Raw genomic sequence first — 18,913 nt, forward strand, 5'->3', positions numbered from 1 at the left:
GAACGGAGCGCCCTTCGATTGGCAATCGTTGGGCTCAGAGCACCTTGCCAAACGCCACGGCGGTGTCGCTCATGCGGTTGGAGAACCCCCATTCATTGTCGTACCAGGACAGGATACGCACGAAAGTGCCTTCCATGACCTTGGTCTGGTCCATGTGAAAGATCGAGGAATGGGGATCGTGGTTGAAATCGGTCGACACCAGCTTTTCGTTGGTAAAGCCCAGGATACCCTTGAGCTTGCCCTCGGCAGCGGTCTTGATCGCCGTGTTGATTTCCTCGACCGAAGTTGTCCTTTTGGCGATGAACTTGAAGTCCACCACCGACACATTGGGGGTCGGCACGCGGATCGAGGTGCCGTCGAGCTTACCATTGAGTTCGGGCAACACCAGGCCCACGGCCTTGGCGGCGCCCGTGGTGGTGGGGATCATCGAGAGCGCCGCGGCGCGACCGCGATAGAGATCCTTGTGCATGGTGTCGAGCGTGGGCTGGTCACCGGTGTAGGAGTGGATCGTGGTCATGAAGCCTTTTTCGATGCCCACGGCTTCATTGAGGACATAGGCGACCGGGGCCAGGCAGTTGGTGGTGCACGAGGCGTTCGAGATCACCGAATGCTCGGGCGAAAGCTTGTCGTGGTTGACGCCATAGACCACCGTCAGGTCCGCGCCTTCGGCGGGTGCCGAAACGATCACTTTCTTGGCGCCGGCTTCGAGATGGGCCGAGGCCTTTTCCTTGGAGGTGAAAATGCCCGTGCATTCCATCACGATATCGACGCCCATCTCCCCATGAGGCAGTTCGGCAGGATTGCGCACGGCAGTCACCTTGATCGGGCCACGGCCCACGTCGATCGTATCGCCTGAAACCGTCACGGTGCCGGGAAAGCGGCCATGCACCGAATCGTAGCGGATCAGGTGGGCATTGGTTTCCACCGGCCCGAGGTCGTTGATGGCAACGACCTCGATGTCGGTGCGGCCGGATTCGATGATGGCGCGCAGGACGTTGCGGCCGATGCGGCCAAATCCGTTGATGGCGACGCGGACGGTCATGGAGCTACTCCTTGAGTATGGATATGCCGAACGGGAGGAAAAAGGGGCGCTGAACACGCCCCTCGGGATTTGAAAGTCTCTTAAAGTTGGGCTTTGGCCGCTTCAACAGCGGCTTTGGTTGTAATACCGAAGTGGTTGTAGAGCGCGTTGATCTCGCCCGAGGCACCGAACCCGGTCATGCCGACAAAGCGGCCCTTCTCGCCGAGGAATTTGGACCACCCCATCTCGATGCCCGCCTCGATGGCGACGCGGGCCCGCGCCTTGCCAAACACCGTACGTTTGTAATCGTCGGACTGGGCCCAAAACAACTCCATCGAAGGCACCGATACCGCGCGGGCCGAAATGCCCTCGTCGGTCAGCTCCTTGGCGGCTTCGACGGCAAGCTGGGTTTCCGAGCCGGTGCCGAAGATGACGACGTCGGCGTCCTTGTCACCCCAGATCGAATACGCGCCGCGCAGGCACTGGTTGTCTTTGGAGTATTCGGTGCGCAATGCCGGCAGGTTCTGGCGCGAAAGCGCGAGCACCGAAGGCTGCTTGAAGCGTTCGAGGGCGATTTCCCAGCATTCGGCCGCTTCCATGGCGTCGGCGGGGCGGAAGACCAGAAGGCCGGGGATGGCCCTGAGGGCTGCCAGATGCTCGACCGGCTGATGGGTCGGCCCGTCTTCGCCCAGACCGATGGAATCATGGGTCATGACGAGCCCGACCCGGATGCCCATCAGGGCGGCAAGCCGGATCGAGGGGCGGCAGTAATCGGTAAAGGTCAGAAAGGTGCCGCCATAGGGGTAGAGCCCGCCATGGAGCGCAATTCCGTTCATGGCCGAAACCATGCCGTGCTCGCGGATACCGTAATGGACATAGCGGCCCGAATAATCGTTGGCGGTCAGCGGCAGGGTCTGGGAGGTATTGGTATTGTTCGAGCCGGTCAGATCGGCCGAACCACCGAGGGTTTCGGGCATGGCGCCATTGATGACTTCGAGCGCCTTCTGGGAGGAGGCGCGGGTGGCGAGCTTGGGCTTTTCCTCGGCGAGCTTGTGCTTGTAGCTGGCCATCGCCGTCTTGAGCGCTTCAGGCAGATCGCCGCGCATGCGGCGCTCGAATTCACCCTTGGTCTCGGCATCTGCGGCATTGAGGCGTTCGGTCCAGGCGCTGCGCGCCTTGGTGCCGCGGTTGCCCGCAAGCCGCCATGCGTCCATCAAATCTTCGGGCACCTCGAACGGGCCGTATTTCCAGCCGAGCTCGGCCTTGGCCAGTGCAATTTCGTCGGTTCCGAGCGGGGAGCCGTGCGCCTTGGCGGTGCCGGCCTTGTTGGGCGAACCGAAGCCGATCGTGGTCTTGGCAGCAATGAGCGTCGGCTTGTCGGACTTCTGGGCGTCCTTTAGTGCCTTTTCGATCTGGTCGGGATCGTGACCGTCGATTTCCATCGTGTTCCAGCCGACAGCCTTGAAGCGGGCGATCTGGTCGGTGGAATCGGCCATCGAGACCTTGCCGTCGATGGTGATGTCGTTGTTATCCCAGATGACGATAAGCTTGTTGAGTTTCAGATGCCCGGCCAGCGAGATCGATTCCTGGGCAATGCCTTCCATAAGGCACCCGTCACCGGCATAGACGTAGGTGAAATGGTTGACCAGGTCGTCGCCGTATTCGGCGTTGAGATGGGCTTCGGCGATCGCCATGCCGACCGAATTGCCAAGGCCCTGGCCCAGCGGCCCCGTGGTTGTTTCGATGCCGTCGGCGTGGCCGTATTCGGGATGGCCGGCAGTCTTGTAACCGAGCTGGCGAAAATTCTTGATGTCGTCGAGCGTCATGTCCTCGTAGCCCAGAAGATAGAGCGAGGAATAGAGCAGCATCGAGCCGTGGCCCGCCGAGAGCACGAACCGGTCGCGGTCCGGCCAGTGGGGGGCCTTGGGGTCGAATTTCATGATCTTTGTGAACAGCACGGTGGCGATGTCGGCGCCGCCCATGGGCAGTCCCGGATGGCCGGAATTGGCGGCCTGCACGGCGTCCATGGAAAGGGCGCGAATGGCATTGGCCATGGCATCGTGTTTGGCTCTGTCTGTCATGATATCCCGAAGCGTTCGACGTTAGGAAAAATGGCGATGCGGCGGTCCGCACGAGACGGCCCGGTCGCGCGAGGCAGACACATAACAGGTCCGGTTAACGAGTCAATGTCGGGGCCGTCTTGCCCGGGGGTTGGTGCCCTTGCCATTTCCGCCACTTTTGGGGTTATTGTGGGCACCAGAGGCAATGGATTCGAAGGACGCGCCCAAAGTGACATCGCCATCGACCGGAGAGAGCTTTACCACAGCCATCGAACGGCTCGACCGGGCGCTCAACCGGCTCGACACATCGGTCCGCTCGCTGTCGGGACGGCTGCGCACATCGTCCCAGCTTCAGGCCGACAGCCAGCGGCTGGCCGGAGACCTCGACCGGGCCAATGCGCGGGCCGAACGGCTCGACCAGGCCGCCGAGACGGTTTCCAGGCGCATCGAGGAGGCGCTGACCAGCGTGCGTTCAGTGCTCGAAGAGGGAGATGCCCGTGGCTGAAGTCAGTGTCGAAATCAATGGCCGCAAATACCGCATGGCGTGCGAGGACGGGCAGGAAACCCACCTCTCGTCCCTGGCCACCCGGTTCAACAGCTATATCGACGATTACAAGGGCACGTTCGGCGAGATCGGCGATAACCGGCTTACGGTCATGGCCGGGATTGCGGTGGTCGATGAGCTTGTCGAGGCCGAGCGCAAGCTCGAGCAGCTGCGGGGCGAACTGCAGACGGTGACCAAGGCGGGCAACGACGTGGCCGCCGAGGCCGAAACCATGGAAAGCAAGTTCGCCGCCAAGCTGGCCGATGTCGCCCGCCGTATCGAATCGATAGCAACCGCCGTCGATGCTGCCGGTCAGGAGCCTCAGGGCAACTCGTGAGCGATCGGGCGCGGTCGCCGGCGTGTACTGCGTGCAATGGCTTGGACGGGTTTAAGGCCCTTGCCCGTCAGGGCAGCACGAATGGCAGGTCGGTATCGCCTGTCTTTTCGCCAAACCGGGTGATCAGCGCGTGGACCTGACCGCGGTGGTGGGTCTGGTGATTGAAGATCTGCATGATGAGCAGCGCGCGCGGCTTTGACATGTCACGTCCGACTGCCCCGCTGTGCCAGGACAGATCGCCTGCGATCGCCTCGGGCGTCATGGCATCGGCCCATTCGATCAGGACCTGGTCGAGGTCCTGCCGCTGTGCCCACAGACTGTTGAAGTCCTCGATCATGGTTGCGCTGCGTGCAATTGGCACGTCCGGTGCCTGCGCGGCGCCGAAGCGGGAAAGCCAGATGCGGTCGGCCCAGTAGAGATGAGACAGCGTGCCGTGGATCGATTTCCAGAAAGCCCCCTCGTCTGAGCGGCGCTGAGCATCGGAAAGCCGCAGCGCAGCCCCATAAACGCGGCGGTTGAGTTCGGCATTGTAGCGCGCCATGGTGCGCGCATATTCGGGCGTAATCATCGGGCTGCTCCCATGGTGACCTGCAGGCGTTGACCAATGTTATGTGCAGGATTGTATTTATGTCAATAATGCTGACATAAGCAGGGATATTTCGGGCATTTCTTCGTGCCGGGTCTGCGGTTCCTGCAGTCCGTTGTTTACCATTTATCCCCGGATTGATGGACATGTCATGTTGGTTATCCTTTGATTGGGTAACAATCCGATCCGTTAATGCGATCGGAAATGGGGCTGTGCGGATACAAAAAAACGCATTTCGGGCAATTGAACTTGGCCGCACCGCCTTGAAAACGGGGTATCGCCATGTCTGTCAGCGCATCACAAGCGCCTGTTCTTTCCATTGATCTCACGCGTTGCGCGCAATGGGTTGCCAAAATTTCGGCGGTCATCATCGCTCTGGGCATTGTGCGCGAAATCGTCATTGGCCGGATCGGGCTGGACACGCCGCTCAAGGAATTGCGCCACATAGCGCTCGATGCCGAGTTGTCGCTGCCAGCATTTTATTCAGCCGTCCTGATCCTGGCGATCGGGGCAACCCTGATGGTCATGGGGCGTACAGTGCGCCAGACCGGGGGAGTGGATGCGCGGCGCTGGACCATACTGGGGGTCATCTTCTGCCTTATGGCAATCGATGAGGCGGCGAGCTTTCACGAATCGCTGATGATGCCGCTGCGCAACGCCTTCGATCTCACCGGGATATTGTATTATTCCTGGGTCATTCCCGGCGCCATCGCGGTGGCATTGATCGGCGCTTATTACCTGCCTTTCCTCTTGCGCCTGCCGCGCCGCACCGCCGTCCTGTTCACCATCGCCGGCGGGGCCTATGTCGGCGGTGCGCTGGGGATGGAACTGGTGGGCGGCGCCGTCGAAAGTGCCACGGGCAAGGAGACCGTGGCCTATTCGATATCCATCCTGATCGAGGAGGGGCTTGAGATCGTGGGGCTGACGCTGTTTTTCTATGCTCTGACCGACCATATCGCCCGCGCATGGGACAGTGTTGGTCTTGCTTTTTCCGCCCGAACACTTGCCGTCGAGCGCAGCGCACTCCATCCGGTACCGGCCCAATAGGGCTGCGGCCCGCCGGGCTGGAAAACATTTGGTCCTTACCCACTTTTCGGGACGCTCACAAAGGCCTATATGATCGCGTGCTGCCCGGTTCGTGTAGGATACTGCATCCCCGGGGCCTTATCGATCCTAAAGGGAGCTGTCCCTGACCAGGCCCGTGGGCTTGGACAAACGGCGCCCACCTACTAACGTAGGTTCCCGGGATCGACACATCCCACGGCCAGGGCGGCACAAGATTTTAAAGGAAAGTGAGCGGCTTGACCGATAGCGAAGCCCAGCTTGAAGAGCAAAAGGCAACACTTCGGCAAGAGGCCCTTGCCCGGCGTCTGGCCGTTCCCCAGGACGACCGTGCCGACGCATCCAAACTGGCGGCCGATGTCTTTCTCGAGGGCGTGCCGCTGCATTCAGATCAGATTGTCGCGCTCTATTGGCCGATCCGTGACGAGATCGATTGCAAGCCGCTTCTGACCCGGCTCATGGATTCGGGCCAGAAAATCGCCCTGCCAGTGGTGACCGGCGAGGACGAGCCGCTCGAGTTGCGGCTCTGGGAAGACGGTCAGCCGCTCTATCCCTCGGGTTTTGGAACGCTCGCTCCAGCTGAAACCGCGCCCATCGTCACACCCGATATTGTCGTCATTCCGCTTCTGGCCTTCGACAGCCTCGGTACGCGGCTGGGCTATGGCAAGGGCTATTACGACAGAACGCTCGCCGCCATGAGCAAAAAACCGCTGCTTGTCGGTTATGCGTTCTCGGCCCAGGAACTCGATTTCATTCCCCGGCTCGATCATGACCTGCCACTCGACCTGCTGGTCACCGAGACCGGCCTGCGCCGCTTCGAGGACGCATGAGGCTTTTGTTTCTGGGCGACGTTATGGGGCGGGCCGGCCGGGATGTGGTGGCCGAGCGGCTTCCCGACCTGATCGAGCAATGCCGGTTCGATTTCGTCATCGTCAATGGCGAGAATGCCAGCCACGGGCGCGGCATCACCGAGGCCCATTACGAGCTGTTACGCGACGCGGGCGCCGATGTGGTGACGCTGGGCGATCATGCTTTCGACCAGCGCGAGTTGATGACGGCAATCGAGCGCCACGACACCCTGATCCGGCCGATCAATTTTCCCCCCGGGGCGCCGGGCCGCGGCGCCACAATGATTACGGGCCGCAACGGCCATCAGGTGCTAGTGGTCAATGCGCTGGGCCGGGTGTTCATGCCGCCCATGGACGATCCGTTCCGCGCTGTCGACAATGCCATCGCCAGCTGCCCGCTGGGTGAGCAGGCCGATGCCATCGTCGTCGATTTTCACGCCGAGGCGACCTCGGAAATGCAGGGCATGGGCCATTACCTCGATGGCCGGGTTTCACTGGTGGTGGGCACTCACACCCACATCCCGACCTCCGATCACCGCATCCTGCGCGGCGGAACGGGACTGATGAGCGATGCGGGCATGTGCGGGGATTATGACAGCGTGATCGGCATGGAGCTCGAAGAACCCCTCAACCGGTTCGTCACCGGTTTGGCCAGGGCGCGGTTCACGCCGTCCGAGGGTGAGGCCACGCTGTGCGGCGTTGCAATCGAGACAGACAGAGGCTCGGGGCTGTGCACGCAAATCCAGCCCGTGCGTATCGGTGGGTCGCTCTCGCAAGCGCTGCCCCAATTCTGAGGCTTTATTTCTCCGGATCGCTCCCCTATAACCCGCCAATCTCATTTTAACGACCAAACAGGGAACTGTCCGACCATGGCCGGCCATTCACAGTTCAAGAACATCATGCACCGCAAGGGCCGTCAGGACGCGGTGCGCTCGAAAATCTTTTCCAAGCTGGCGCGTGAGATCACCGTCGCCGCAAAGTCGGGCATGCCCGATCCGGCGATGAACCCGCGTTTGCGCCTGGCGGTCAACAACGCCAAGGCCCAGTCCATGCCCAAGGACAATATCGAACGCGCCATCAAGAAGGCGCAGGGCGGAGACGGCGACAATTACGAAGAGGTCCGCTACGAGGGCTACGGCCCCGGCGGGGTTGCCGTTATCGTCGAAGCGCTCACCGACAACCGCAACCGCACGGCGTCGAACGTGCGCGCCATCTTTTCAAAGGCCGGCGGCGCAATGGGGGAATCCGGATCGGTCGCCTTCATGTTCGACCGGGTCGGGGAAATCTATTATCCCGCCAAGGCCGGTGATGCCGATACGGTCATGGAAGCGGCCATCGAGGCCGGGGCCGAGGACGTGCAGTCCGACGAAGAGGGCCACACGATCTATTGCGCCTTTGAAGATATCGGTGAGGTTTCCACAGCGCTCGAAGCGGCTCTGGGGGAGGCCGAAAGCGTCAAGGCCGTGTTCAAGCCGCAGACCAATACGCCGGTCGATGCCGACAAGGGTGCGAGCCTGATGCGCATGATCGACAATCTCGACGACGACGACGACGTCCAGAACGTCTATGCCAATTTCGAGATGAGCGACGAGGACATGGCCAAGCTTTCGGCCTGACCGGCGCAAATGCTGTATTGAGAGGCGGCCCTGACGGCCGCCTTTTTCATGCGATGCGTTTGACTTCCTGCCCGCGATAGACCAGCCCGGTCGGCTCTTTGATCGCCGTGGTCGCTGTGGGGCGGGGCAGCAGCACCACGAGGCTGACGCCGTTGCGTCCGGATTCCTTGACCTTGTAAAGCTGTTCGTCGGCGCTTTTGAAGATGACGCCAAAATCGACCGGTTCGGCGGCAACGGCGCCGCCTATGCTCACCGACAGGACGCAGGCCTTGGTGCCTGCCGCATCGAATTCGATCATCTGGACCGATTGGCGAATGGTCTCGGCGGTGCGCTGGGCCTGTTCGGCATTGGCCGCGGGAAGAAAGACGCCGAATTCCTCGCCGCCGAGCCGGCCGATGATATCGAGGGACCCGACCGAGGAGCGGATGGCGGCGACGATGAGCTTGAGCGCGGTATCTCCACTGGCATGGCCGTAACGGTCGTTGATCGATTTGAAGTGATCGGCGTCGATGACAAGCAGCGTGCCGCCGCCGGCCTGCTCGTCGGCCAGAGCAAGGCTGACCGCATCGACGAAGGCGCCATGATTGAGGCAATTGGTCAGGCTGTCGCGCGCCGCTGCCGCCTCGAGCCTGTCATAGGCCATCTGCAGTTCGAACTGACGGACAGACAGGTAGAAAACCATCGGGCCGCCCAGCGCGAGCGGGGCGATGATGGCAACGATCAGACCGATTTGGCCGATGCCCTGGGAGAACACTTCGAGAATGATGTAGGAAATCACCACTGAAATCACGACGGCGACCGCCATGTGACCGAGCGTGCGTCCAATGATGCCCGCCCAGGCCTGCCGAGGCAGTCTGAATTCTCGTGCCATGGATATGTACCGAAAGTATTTGCGCCCGGGGGCAACCTAGCGGGTAAGGGGTGAACACAATCTTGCCGGGAACGGGAAAATTGGAGCCGCGCCGGATATTGTGAAGTCGGGGGATAAGATGGGGATGTTTTTGGTTTGTTCACTTTGCGCTTGGTAGGCTGATGGGAACGGGCTAATTTGGGGCATGTTGAATATCGTGCGAATCATGGGGATCGATCCGGGGCTGCGGCGCACCGGCTGGGGCATCATCGAGGCTGAGGGAAACCGTCTGCGGTTTATCGCCTGCGGGGTTCTGACGCCGGCCGTCGACCAGGAGCTTTCCCTGCGCCTCGTCCATCTCCACGAAGGGCTGATGCGGCTGATCGCCGAACATCACCCGGCCGAGGCCGCCGTGGAGGAAACCTTTGTCAATGCCGGCGCGCGTTCCACGCTGCTGCTCGGACAGGCGCGCGGCATTGCGGTGATGACTCCGGCTTCAATGGGTCTTCCGGTGGGTGAATATTCGGCCAACCTGGTCAAGAAATCGGTGGTCGGGACTGGGCACGCGGAAAAAAAGCAGATCGAATTGATGGTCAAGACACTGATGCCCGCCGCCAATTTTAAATCGGCCGACGCGGCTGATGCCCTGGCAATCGCCATTTGCCATGCCCACCATCGTCAACACCGCAAACTGGCAAAGAGCGCATGATCGGCAAACTCAAGGGCATCATCGAAACGCTCGGCGATGACACCGCGCTGATCGACGTCAATGGCGTGTGTTACGAAGCCCATTGCTCGGGCCGCACCCTGCAGGCGCTGCCCCGGGTGGGCGAAGCGGCCGTGCTGTTTATTGAAATGATCGTGCGCGAGGACATGATCCGGCTTTACGGTTTTGCCACCGAGGGTGAAAAGAACTGGTTCAAATTGTTGATGACCGTTCAGGGCGTTGGCTCACGCGTCGCGCTGGGCATTTTGTCGATCCTTTCGCCTTCCGATCTTTCCTCGGCCATCGCGCTCCAGGACAAGGCCATGGTGGGCCGCGCATCCGGGGTCGGCCCCAAGCTGGCCCAGCGCATCGTGTCCGAGCTCAAGGGCAAGGTTCCCGCCGGTGTCGCCATCGATGCAGGAGCGATGGGCCTGCAGACCGCTTTGGGCGAAGGGCTCGCCACGGGCAATGTGTCGGATGCCGTCTCGGCACTGGTCAATCTGGGCTACGGACAGGCGCAGGCCTCAAGCGCGCTGGCGCGGGTCGTGGCCAAAGAGGGCGAGGACACGCCCACCGAAAAGCTCATCCGGCTGGGGCTGCGGGAATTGAGTTCGTGAGGTCCGTTGCAATCGGGCGCCGGGGGCAATAGCAAACCAATATGACCGATCTCACCAATGCCGCTGAAGGCCGCGACGACAGTCTCGATGTTTCCCTGCGCCCCTCGGGGTTTTCCGAGTTTATCGGGCAGGAGGCGGCGCGCGCCAATCTGCAGGTGTTCATCGAAGCCGCAAAGCAGCGGCAGGCGGCACTTGATCATGTGTTGTTCGTCGGCCCGCCAGGGCTGGGCAAGACCACGCTCGCCCAGATCATTTCGCGCGAGCTTGGCGTAGGCTTTCGCGCCACGTCCGGTCCGGTCATCGCCAAGGCGGGGGATCTGGCCGCGCTTTTGACCAATCTCGAAGAGCGCGACGTCTTGTTCATCGACGAAATCCACCGTCTCAGCCCGGCGGTCGAGGAAATTCTCTATCCGGCGATGGAGGATTTCCAGCTCGATCTGATCATCGGGGAGGGCCCGGCGGCGCGCTCGGTGCGGATCGATCTGGCCAAGTTCACCCTTGTGGGCGCAACGACCCGGGCCGGACTTTTGACCACACCCTTGCGCGACCGGTTCGGCATTCCGGTGCGATTGAATTTTTACACGCCCCAAGAGCTGGTCCAGATCGTCGAGCGCGGTGCGCGGCTGATGGGCATGGCCATGACCTCGGACGGCGCGCTGGAAGTCGCTCGCCGCTCGCGCGGCACGCCGCGCATTGCGGGGCGTCTGTTGCGCCGGGTCACCGATTTCGCGCTTGTCGAGGGTGCGGCCGAGATCAACCGCAAGGTCGCCGACAAGGCGCTGTTGCGGCTCGATGTCGATGCCAGGGGGCTCGATCAGCTCGACCGGCGCTATCTTACGACAATTGCCGAATTTTATGGCGGCGGGCCGGTCGGCATCGAAACCATTTCGGCCGCGCTGTCCGAACCGCGCGATGCCATCGAGGAAATCGTTGAGCCCTATCTCATCCAGCAGGGGTTCATCCAGCGCACCCCGCGTGGACGGATGATGACGGCGCTCTCTTTCCAGCACATGGGCTATGCCGTCCCGCAGGGCTTTGCCGGCCTGCAGGCGAGCCTGTTCGAGGAGGAGAGCGGGGAGTGAGCGTTTTCGGCGGCGAAATCGGGGCCGATGGCCTCCACCGCTTTCCGGTGCGGGTCTATTTCGAGGACACCGATTTTTCCACCAATGTCTATCACGCCGCGTATCTGAAATTTTTCGAGCGGGCACGGACCGAATTTTTGCGCGCCCATGGCATCCATCACTCTCAATTGATCGCCGAGGGCCTCGCCTTCGCGGTGCGTGAAATGACCATTTCCTACGACAGACCCGCCCGTATCGACGATCTGCTCGAGGTCACAACGGAAATGGCCGCGGCCGGCGGGGCGCGGTTTGCTCTGGCGCAATCGATAAAGCGCGACGCAGAAATCATCTGTCGGGCGCAGGTCCAGGCGGTTTTGCTCAACGCCGCGGGGCGGCCGGTCCGCCTGCCAGCAGCCCTTCGCGCCCTACTTGATCGGCGTTGAGCGCTTCTTAACCTTTCCTTGACCATAAATGGGGCAAGCGGCCCTGCTGCGTCGCGGTGACCCGATCGCGGGCATTTGTCGAAATTCAACCTGCGTCGCTTTGACGACGAAAAGTGGGACCACTTTTCTGCACGCGGCGTTAATTTTGACAAATTTGACCGCGATTGCATCGGGTGTTGCTGGCGGCGGGGCACCCATCGGCAAGGTTTTTTCTCCGAGGAACACTCATAATGGAAGCTATGGACGCAGTGGGCAGCGCGGCGGCGCACACCGATTTTTCGCCCATCGGCCTGTTTCTGATGGCCGACATCGTCGTCAAGCTGGTGATGCTCGGCCTTCTGGCCGCGTCGATCTGGTGCTGGGCCATCATCATCGACAAATCGCTCAAATTCACCCGCGTGCGGTCGGACATGAACCAGTTCGAAAAGACCTTCTGGTCGGGCCAGTCGCTCGAAGAGCTCTATCAGACGCTCTCCCAGCGCCCCACCAGCGGGCTGGCGGCGGTGTTCGTTGCAGCGATGAAGGAATGGAAGCGCAGCCACGAACAGAACGCCTCGAGTTATGTCGGCGTGCAGGCGCGGCTCGACAAGGTGCTCGACGTGGCCATCGCGCGCGAAAGCGAACAGCTTGAAAGCCGGCTTTCGTTTCTGGCGACCGTGGGCTCGGCGGCCCCGTTTATCGGCTTGTTCGGCACCGTCTGGGGCATCATGAACGCCTTTTCGTCCATTGCGGCCTCGCAAAGCGCCAGCCTTGGCGTTGTCGCCGGCCCCATCGCCGAAGCGCTTTTTGCCACGGCCATCGGCCTTGTGGCGGCCATTCCGGCGGTTATCGCCTACAACAAGCTCTCGGGCGATGCCAACAAGCTGGTTGGCCGGCTTGAAGGCTTTGCCGATGAATTCGCGGCCATTCTGGGCCGCCAGCTCGAAGCGCGGAGCCGCAAATAATGGGCATGGGTGTTGCAGGCGGAAGCGGGGGCGGACGCCGCCGCCGTCGCGGCCAGCGCAGGGCCATGATGAGCGAAATCAACGTCACGCCCTTTGTGGACGTGGTGCTGGTGCTGCTCATCGTGTTCATGGTCGCCGCTCCGATGATGACGGCGGGGGTCGCGGTCGATCTGCCGCAGTCATCGGCGGGCGAGTTGCAGACGCCGCGCACCCCGATCATGGTTTCGGTTACCCCCGAGGGTGAGATTTTTGTCGATGACGAGCCGGTGGTGTCTTCCGCGCTGGTGGACGCCGTTTCCGCGCTCGCGGAATCGACTGAAGACCGGATTTATGTGCGGGGAGACACCTCTGCCAGCTACGGCACCGTGATGGACGTCATGGGCACGCTTTCGTCGGCCGGATATTCGCGTATCGGATTGATCACGCAGCAGCCGACTGCCGACAGCTCGGGGCAATAGTCCATGCGGATCGGGACCACCGTATCGGTCGTCGGCCATATCGCCATTATCGGGCTCACCCTCGTGCAGCTCTCGAGCGTCGAGCGGCTCGATCCGAACATGGATTCGGCGATTTCGGTCGATCTCGTCCCGATTTCGGAATTTTCAAATATCCAGGCGGGCAACCTGCAAAGCGAGATCGTCGAGACCGAAACACCGTCGGCCGTCGATACCGAAACCGAGGCCGAGCTTGCCGAGCGCACCGGCAACACCGAAGAAGATCAGCCCAACCCCGAAATTTCCGATACCCCGTCTCCAGCGCCCACTATTGAGACAGCGCCGGCGCCCGAACCTGCTCCGGAACCCGAGCCGGAGCCTGAACCTCAACCGGAACCCGAGCCCACGCCGCCGCCCACCCCGGCGCCGCGTCCCGAGCCCACGCCGGAACCCGAACCGGCTCCCGAGCCTGAGCCGACGCCCGCACCAGAGCCAGAGCCCGCGCCTGAACCTGTTCCGGAGCCAGAACCTGAGCCGGAGCCGGAACCAGAGCCGGAGCCCGAACCAGAGCCCGAACCTGAACCCGAGCCAACTCCCGAGCCGGAGCCTGTTGCGCCGGTACCGCCGCAGGTCACGTCGTCGGTGTCGCAACTGCGCGAGCAGTTTGCCGAGGCGCAGCGTCAGCCCGAGCCTAGCCCAACGCCGCAGGAGCCCTCCAGCCAGGTGTCCGATGACATTGCCGACCGCATCGGCGATCTGATCAATGAGGAAACCTCACGCGGGGCCACAACAGGCGAAGGTGGGCAATCCTCGTTGGGAGCGCCCAGCGGTCAGTCTGCGACGCTCACCCAGTCCGAGCAATCGGCGCTGGCCGCTGCCATGCGCCGCTGCTGGACGCCGCCGCCGGGCGCGCTCAGCGTGCCGGGGCTTACGGTGCGGGTTTTGGTTACGTTCAACCGGGACGGGTCGGTTTCAGCGACTGAAATCCGCTCGGCGCTGACCGACGATCTCATGCGTTCCACAGCGTTTGCCGCCCAGCGGGCCGTTGAGCGCTGCGGTCCCTATACGATGCTGCCGGCAGAAAAATACGACAGCTGGCGGCAGGTGGACGTGACGTTCGATCCGCGCGACCTTTAACCGAGCGACATCAATGCGTGGCCAAAATGCAATAACGAGTGCAAAACTGACCTCTCACCGATATTCGGACATGATTTGCCGATAATCGGGGCAACCTCAATTTGGCCTCTCCGATTGACCCTTCGGATCGAGGCGGCGGCACAGGCCGTCAAACATGGAGACTGACGTGGAAAACATTTCGATGACCCGCAGGACTGCGCTCAGGCTGGGACTTTCCGGCGCCGCGATGATGGCCGCAAGTCCGGTGCTGGCGCAATTGCAGATCACGGTGACGGGCGGCAATTTCACGCCCATGCCCATCGCCATCCCCAATTTCGCCTCCGCCGATGCGGCTTTCGGGGCCGAGGTGGCGCAGGTGGTGCGCAACAATTTGACCAATTCGGGCCTGTTCCGGCTGGTCGATCCGGCCGGATACCCCGCCCAGGTGGGCGATCCCAGCCAGACCCCCGATTTCCCCGCCTGGCGCTCGACGGGCGCGGACGCGGTGATCATGGCGGACGCTAACCGCGCGGAACAGATCCAGTCGAGCCTGCGGTTGTGGGACACGACGGCGGGCGCGCAGGTAACGGGAAAATCATACGGTACGGACGCAAGCTCATGGCGCCGTATCGCCCATATCGCATCGGACGCGGTCTACACGGGGCTGACCGGGGAAACGGGCTATTTCGACTCCCGCGTCGTGTTCGTGGCCGAAAGCGGCCCGCGCGCCAACCGCGTCCGGCGGCTGGCCATCATGGATCAGGACGGCGCCAATATCCGCTATCTCAGCGATGGCGCCCAGCAGATCCTTACCCCGCGCATGTCGCCCGACGGCCAGCTCATTGCCTATATGGTCCTGGACGGCCCGACCTCTTCAGGCATTTTCGTTGTGAACATGGCGACAGGCCAGGCACAGTCCATCGGCCAGTTCGGACAGATGAGCTTTGCCCCGCGTTTTTCGCCCGATGGTCGCCGGTTGGTGTTCTCGGTCAGCAATGGCGCGGTCACCAATATCTACGCGATGGATCTGGGGGGCAGTCAGCCTCAGCAGCTCACCACGGGCTCGGCCATCGACACCTCGCCCTCCTACTCGCCGGATGGGCAGCGTCTTGCGTTCGAATCCGATCGGGGCGGGCGTCCGCAAATTTACGTGATGTCGGCGGCCGGTGGTGGCGCGGAACGGATTTCGTATGGCGACGGGTCCTATTCGACCCCGGTCTGGTCGCCCAAGGGCGATCTGATCGCCTTTACCCGCCAGTCGGGTGGCCAGTTCTCGATCGGCATCATGGGACCGGATGGATCGGGTGAGCGTATCCTTGCCACTTCCTACCACGCCGAGGGGCCCACATGGGCGCCCAATGGCCGGGTCTTGATGTATTTCCGTGACCCCGGTGGCAATGACGGTTCCCAGCTTTATTCCATCGACATCTGGGGCCGTAACGAGCGGCGCGTTCCCACCGAGGGCTTCGCGTCCGATCCGGCCTGGGGCCCGCTGTTGTCGTAATGGCCATTGCAGTCGTGCAACACATGCAAGGCGTCCTGTTTCGGGACGCCTTTTTGCCGGGCAGATGCCGCAATTGCGCCCGATTAGCACAAGATTAACTATGCCCACACACGCGCGATTAAGATAACGCGCTGTAAAAATGCTAACCACAATTTTCCGGTTCTGGAGCTTTTTCGCTATGGGTTCGACCATGCCCCTTCTTCGTTTCGGCAAAGGCCTCCTGTTGGCGGTTTTGCTCGTTGCCGTCGCAGCCTGCGCCCGCACACCGACCACAGGCGTCGGCAATATCAGCGGCGATGCCGCCGGGGGCGGCGGTGCTCCTGGCAGCCAGCAGGAATTCCTGGTTTCGGTCGGCGACCGCGTCTTCTTTGAAACCGATTCTTCGGTTCTGACCGCCGATGCGCAGGCGACACTGGACCAGCAGTCCCAGTGGCTGCAGCAATACGCCCAGTACCGCATCGTGATCGAAGGTCACGCCGATGAGCGCGGTACGCGCGAATACAACATCGCGCTGGGTGCCCGCCGTGCCACCGCTGTCGTCAACTATCTGGTTTCCCGCGGCATTCCCCAGGAGCGCCTCTCGACCGTTTCCTACGGCAAGGAACGCCCCGTCGCGATCTGCAACGATATTTCGTGCTGGAGCCAGAACCGCCGCGCGGTCACCGTTTTGACAAACTGACCATCCAAATCGCCAATGCCAATCTGGAGGCATAGCGTCGGGACCGCGTATCTGGTCCCGGCGCTTCTTTTTTGCCAAAAACCTGCTTTAATCACGCATCCTTAAATCGTTGAACTGCGTTGCCAATGCAAAAGTGGCGCGTTTAAAGGAGATTTGTTGTGTCGAGACTTTTAACGACGCTCGCGGGGCGATGGCGGCAGGGCGCCGTGATCGCCGCAACGGCGGGACTTCTGACTTTTTCCATGACTGTCGCCGGACAGGGGCAGGGCAATGACCTGGCCGGTATGCAGGTGCGCATCGACCAGCTCGAAGAGCAGGTGCGGCTCAATTCGGGTCAGATCGAGGGGCTTCAGTTCCAGCTCACCCAGCTTCAGAGCCTTCTCGAGCGCACCCAGGAAGACAATGAATATCGCTTCCAGCAGCTGGAGGGCGGGAGCCTGGGGGAAACTGATGCGGCAATCCCATCCGGCGGCGAGACGCCTGCCGAGCGGTTGCCGCAGGACCCCCAGCCCCAGAGCGAACCGGCTCCCTCCGATCAGACGGTGATCGATCCCCTGATCGGGGATTCCGACATCATCGATAGCAGCGAAATTGGCGGCGAGGACAACCTCTATGCCAGCGATGTGTTCGGGCAGGAGTCGAGTGAGGAGGGTGCGGACGGGGTCGTTCTGGGCCCACCCGAAGGCGAATTGGGCAGCACGCCGCCCTCCGAGCCGCTCGATCTCAGTTTCGATCCCGATGCGATCCCGCTTGAGGATGGCGATGCCAACGCTCAGTACCAGGCGGGTTACGATGCCGTGGTGCGGGGCGAATACGCCTTTGCGGAAAACCAGTTCCGCCAGTTCATCGAAACCTTCCCCAACCACCAGCAGGCGCCCGATGCGACCTATTGGCTGGGCGAAACGTTGATCGAACGCGCCGCCTATGGGGAAGCGGCCGAAGTTCTGCTCGAAGGGTTCGAAAGCTACACGACCTCGACCCGTGCGCCCGATCTGCTGTTCAGCCTCGGCGTTGCGCTGCACGGGGCGGGAGAGTTCGATACCGCGTGCCGGACTTATGGCGAAGTGCTGCGTCGCTATCCGGACTCCACCCAGGCCTTCAAGGACAGGGTGACGGCCGAGCAGGCGCAGGCGGGGTGCTGACCCCGGCTGACATGGCGTTGTGCGGTCTCGACCCCGAGACGCTTTTTGCGCCTCTGGCCGGTCGAAAAACCATCGGCCTCGCCGTTTCGGGCGGGGCCGATTCGCTTGCACTGATGCTTCTCTATGCCGCCTGGAGCGGCACAAAGCCCAGGGCGATCGTCTATACCGTCGACCACGGCTTGCGGCCCGAGGCGCAGGCCGAAGCGGCCATGGTTGCTCGCGAGGCCGGAAAGCTCGGACTTTCCTGCCGCGCGCTTGCCTGGACGGGGGACAAGCCTTCGACAGGCAGGCAGAGCGCGGCGCGCAAAGCCCGCTACGGGCTGATTGCGCAGGCGATGGACGCCGACGGGGCCGAAATTCTGCTCACCGCCCATCATCTGCGCGATCAGGCCGAAACGGTCCTGATGCGGCTTGCCCATGGCAGCGGAGTTTCCGGGCTGGGCGGCATAAGGACATTTTCGAGCGTCGAGGGAATTTGTGTTTTCCGGCCGCTGCTTGGCGTTTCGCCCGAAACGCTGGCGACGCTGGTGGCGCGGGCCGGGTTGTCGCCGGCCTTCGACCCGTCCAACGCCGATGGAACCTATGAACGCACGCGCTGGCGCGACGCGTTGCCCGGCCTTGCCGATCTCGGGCTCGCGCCCGATCGGCTGGGCAAGGCCGCCGAACGGCTCCAGCGGATCGATGCTTTGGCCATTCGGGCGACCGATGGGTTTATCGCCGGGCATGGCACGCTCGATCCCCTGGGAATCGTGCGGATCGAGCGCGAGGCGTTCGGGACTGCCGATCCTGAAATCAGGGTGCGCGTTATCGAGCGGGCATTGGCTGGCGTATCTGGAGTGCAATCGTTCTTTCTGTCGCGGATCGAGGCGCTGGCGGAGCGAATTGCGGCGGGTGCGCGGTTCACGGCCACGCTGGCGGGCACACGCATCCTGGCCGAGGCGAACACAATCGTGATCCATCGTGAGGCCGGACGGCGCGGATTGCCTACGGCAAGTCTTGCCCCCGGCCAAAGCCTTGTCTGGGATGGCCGTTTTGTCGTCAAGGCGGCGATCGCGGGAACCATCGGGCCGGCCACCGGGTTGGGCAGAGAGGCGTTCGGGGCACTCACGGGCGGGACTTTGGCCGGTCCGGTTGCCGGTCTGCGCGCGGCACCGCTGGTCCGCGACGCGCACGGTGAAATTGCCGCCATTGGCGGCATAGAGGTTGGAGAGGGTTTTTCGGTGGAGCAAATCCCGTTAACCTCTTGGGCCGGAAACTGCGGCAATCGGCCACCGGACGGGGCTGTTGCCCTTGTATCGCCGGAATGACGGCCTTACATTCGGCGGCAACAATTATGGCACGTC

At 62.3% G+C, this 18,913-nt stretch carries 21 protein-coding genes and 1 other RNA gene; 18 read left to right on the forward strand and 4 right to left on the reverse strand.

Going from position 1 to position 18,913, the window contains the following annotated elements:
* Positions 1 to 34: 34 nt before the first annotated feature.
* Together gap and tkt are read right to left on the reverse strand one after the other, a co-directional pair.
* Positions 35 to 1,042, reverse strand: a complete 1,008-nt coding sequence (gene gap, locus V6617_RS04545) for a type I glyceraldehyde-3-phosphate dehydrogenase (RefSeq protein WP_338609430.1) — start codon at positions 1,040 to 1,042, stop codon at positions 35 to 37.
* A gap of 80 nt (positions 1,043 to 1,122) precedes the next feature.
* A complete protein-coding gene (gene tkt / locus V6617_RS04550) occupies positions 1,123 to 3,102 on the reverse strand; it encodes a transketolase (RefSeq protein WP_338609431.1) in 1,980 nt (659 codons plus the stop codon).
* Between the two features lie 208 nt (positions 3,103 to 3,310).
* Here tkt and V6617_RS04555 point away from each other — a divergent pair, with 208 nt between their 5' ends.
* Both V6617_RS04555 and V6617_RS04560 read left to right on the forward strand, forming a co-directional pair.
* Positions 3,311 to 3,586 carry a DUF4164 family protein gene (locus V6617_RS04555; protein ID WP_338609433.1) on the forward strand — a complete coding sequence of 92 codons (276 nt, stop codon included), beginning with the start codon at positions 3,311 to 3,313 and terminating at the stop codon, positions 3,584 to 3,586.
* Complete coding sequence (locus V6617_RS04560) at positions 3,573 to 3,962, forward strand: cell division protein ZapA (RefSeq protein ID WP_338609435.1); 390 nt, start codon at positions 3,573 to 3,575, stop codon at positions 3,960 to 3,962. Before V6617_RS04555 ends, V6617_RS04560 begins: the two co-directional genes overlap by 14 nt.
* 67 nt (positions 3,963 to 4,029) lie before the next feature.
* Here the strand turns inward: V6617_RS04560 and V6617_RS04565 are convergent, their stop codons facing one another.
* Positions 4,030 to 4,530, reverse strand: coding sequence for a DinB family protein (locus tag V6617_RS04565; RefSeq protein WP_338609436.1), 501 nt, complete (start codon positions 4,528 to 4,530; stop codon positions 4,030 to 4,032).
* Between the two features lie 300 nt (positions 4,531 to 4,830).
* On the opposite strand from V6617_RS04565, the gene V6617_RS04570 reads away from it, so the two are divergent.
* The 5 genes from V6617_RS04570 (at position 4,831) to V6617_RS04590 (ending at position 8,074) form a co-directional block, all read left to right on the forward strand.
* The gene (locus V6617_RS04570; RefSeq protein ID WP_338609437.1) at positions 4,831 to 5,595 is read left to right on the forward strand and encodes a hypothetical protein; all 765 of its coding nucleotides are present in this window, start codon (positions 4,831 to 4,833) and stop codon (positions 5,593 to 5,595) included.
* 74 nt (positions 5,596 to 5,669) lie between these two features.
* A non-coding RNA gene (gene ssrS / locus V6617_RS04575) (6S RNA) lies at positions 5,670 to 5,828 on the forward strand.
* 21 nt (positions 5,829 to 5,849) lie between these two features.
* Positions 5,850 to 6,440: a 5-formyltetrahydrofolate cyclo-ligase gene (locus tag V6617_RS04580; protein ID WP_338609438.1), complete on the forward strand. Its 591-nt coding sequence runs from the start codon at positions 5,850 to 5,852 to the stop codon at positions 6,438 to 6,440.
* Complete coding sequence (locus V6617_RS04585) at positions 6,437 to 7,252, forward strand: TIGR00282 family metallophosphoesterase (protein ID WP_338609439.1); 816 nt, start codon at positions 6,437 to 6,439, stop codon at positions 7,250 to 7,252. The genes V6617_RS04580 and V6617_RS04585 overlap by 4 nt, the downstream gene beginning before the upstream one ends.
* Positions 7,253 to 7,327: 75 nt before the next feature.
* Positions 7,328 to 8,074, forward strand: a complete 747-nt coding sequence (locus V6617_RS04590) for a YebC/PmpR family DNA-binding transcriptional regulator (RefSeq protein ID WP_338609440.1) — start codon at positions 7,328 to 7,330, stop codon at positions 8,072 to 8,074.
* Between the two features lie 46 nt (positions 8,075 to 8,120).
* Here V6617_RS04590 and V6617_RS04595 read toward each other — a convergent pair whose 3' ends face one another.
* The gene (locus V6617_RS04595; RefSeq protein ID WP_338609441.1) at positions 8,121 to 8,945 is read right to left on the reverse strand and encodes a GGDEF domain-containing protein; all 825 of its coding nucleotides are present in this window, start codon (positions 8,943 to 8,945) and stop codon (positions 8,121 to 8,123) included.
* Positions 8,946 to 9,129: 184 nt separating this feature from the next.
* Between V6617_RS04595 and ruvC the strand changes: the two genes are divergently transcribed.
* From ruvC to tilS, 11 genes are all read left to right on the forward strand, one after another.
* Positions 9,130 to 9,633, forward strand: coding sequence for a crossover junction endodeoxyribonuclease RuvC (ruvC, locus tag V6617_RS04600; protein ID WP_338609443.1), 504 nt, complete (start codon positions 9,130 to 9,132; stop codon positions 9,631 to 9,633).
* A complete protein-coding gene (gene ruvA, locus V6617_RS04605; RefSeq protein ID WP_338609444.1) occupies positions 9,630 to 10,247 on the forward strand; it encodes a Holliday junction branch migration protein RuvA in 618 nt (205 codons plus the stop codon). The genes ruvC and ruvA overlap by 4 nt, the downstream gene beginning before the upstream one ends.
* 41 nt (positions 10,248 to 10,288) lie before the next feature.
* Positions 10,289 to 11,329, forward strand: a complete 1,041-nt coding sequence (gene ruvB / locus V6617_RS04610) for a Holliday junction branch migration DNA helicase RuvB (RefSeq protein ID WP_338609445.1) — start codon at positions 10,289 to 10,291, stop codon at positions 11,327 to 11,329.
* On the forward strand, positions 11,326 to 11,751 hold the full coding sequence (ybgC, locus tag V6617_RS04615; RefSeq protein ID WP_338609446.1) for a tol-pal system-associated acyl-CoA thioesterase: 426 nt from the start codon (positions 11,326 to 11,328) through the stop codon (positions 11,749 to 11,751). The genes ruvB and ybgC overlap by 4 nt, the downstream gene beginning before the upstream one ends.
* Positions 11,752 to 11,990: 239 nt before the next feature.
* Positions 11,991 to 12,695 (forward strand): protein TolQ, encoded by a 705-nt coding sequence (gene tolQ, locus V6617_RS04620; RefSeq protein WP_338610633.1) that lies wholly within the window; start codon positions 11,991 to 11,993, stop codon positions 12,693 to 12,695.
* Complete coding sequence (locus V6617_RS04625) at positions 12,695 to 13,153, forward strand: biopolymer transporter ExbD (protein WP_014131609.1); 459 nt, start codon at positions 12,695 to 12,697, stop codon at positions 13,151 to 13,153. Before tolQ ends, V6617_RS04625 begins: the two co-directional genes overlap by 1 nt.
* A gap of 3 nt (positions 13,154 to 13,156) precedes the next feature.
* Positions 13,157 to 14,266, forward strand: a complete 1,110-nt coding sequence (locus tag V6617_RS04630; protein WP_338609447.1) for a cell envelope integrity protein TolA — start codon at positions 13,157 to 13,159, stop codon at positions 14,264 to 14,266.
* 181 nt (positions 14,267 to 14,447) lie between these two features.
* Positions 14,448 to 15,749 (forward strand): Tol-Pal system beta propeller repeat protein TolB, encoded by a 1,302-nt coding sequence (tolB, locus tag V6617_RS04635; RefSeq protein ID WP_338609448.1) that lies wholly within the window; start codon positions 14,448 to 14,450, stop codon positions 15,747 to 15,749.
* A 190-nt stretch (positions 15,750 to 15,939) separates the two neighbouring features.
* The gene (gene pal, locus V6617_RS04640) at positions 15,940 to 16,428 is read left to right on the forward strand and encodes a peptidoglycan-associated lipoprotein Pal (protein ID WP_422394802.1); all 489 of its coding nucleotides are present in this window, start codon (positions 15,940 to 15,942) and stop codon (positions 16,426 to 16,428) included.
* A gap of 158 nt (positions 16,429 to 16,586) precedes the next feature.
* The gene (gene ybgF, locus V6617_RS04645; protein WP_338609449.1) at positions 16,587 to 17,570 is read left to right on the forward strand and encodes a tol-pal system protein YbgF; all 984 of its coding nucleotides are present in this window, start codon (positions 16,587 to 16,589) and stop codon (positions 17,568 to 17,570) included.
* The gene (tilS, locus tag V6617_RS04650; RefSeq protein ID WP_338609450.1) at positions 17,564 to 18,877 is read left to right on the forward strand and encodes a tRNA lysidine(34) synthetase TilS; all 1,314 of its coding nucleotides are present in this window, start codon (positions 17,564 to 17,566) and stop codon (positions 18,875 to 18,877) included. Before ybgF ends, tilS begins: the two co-directional genes overlap by 7 nt.
* Positions 18,878 to 18,913 lie beyond the last annotated feature (36 nt).

It is taken from the genome of Pelagibacterium nitratireducens, assembly GCF_037044555.1.
Classification (GTDB): Bacteria; Pseudomonadota; Alphaproteobacteria; order Rhizobiales; family Devosiaceae; genus Pelagibacterium; species Pelagibacterium nitratireducens.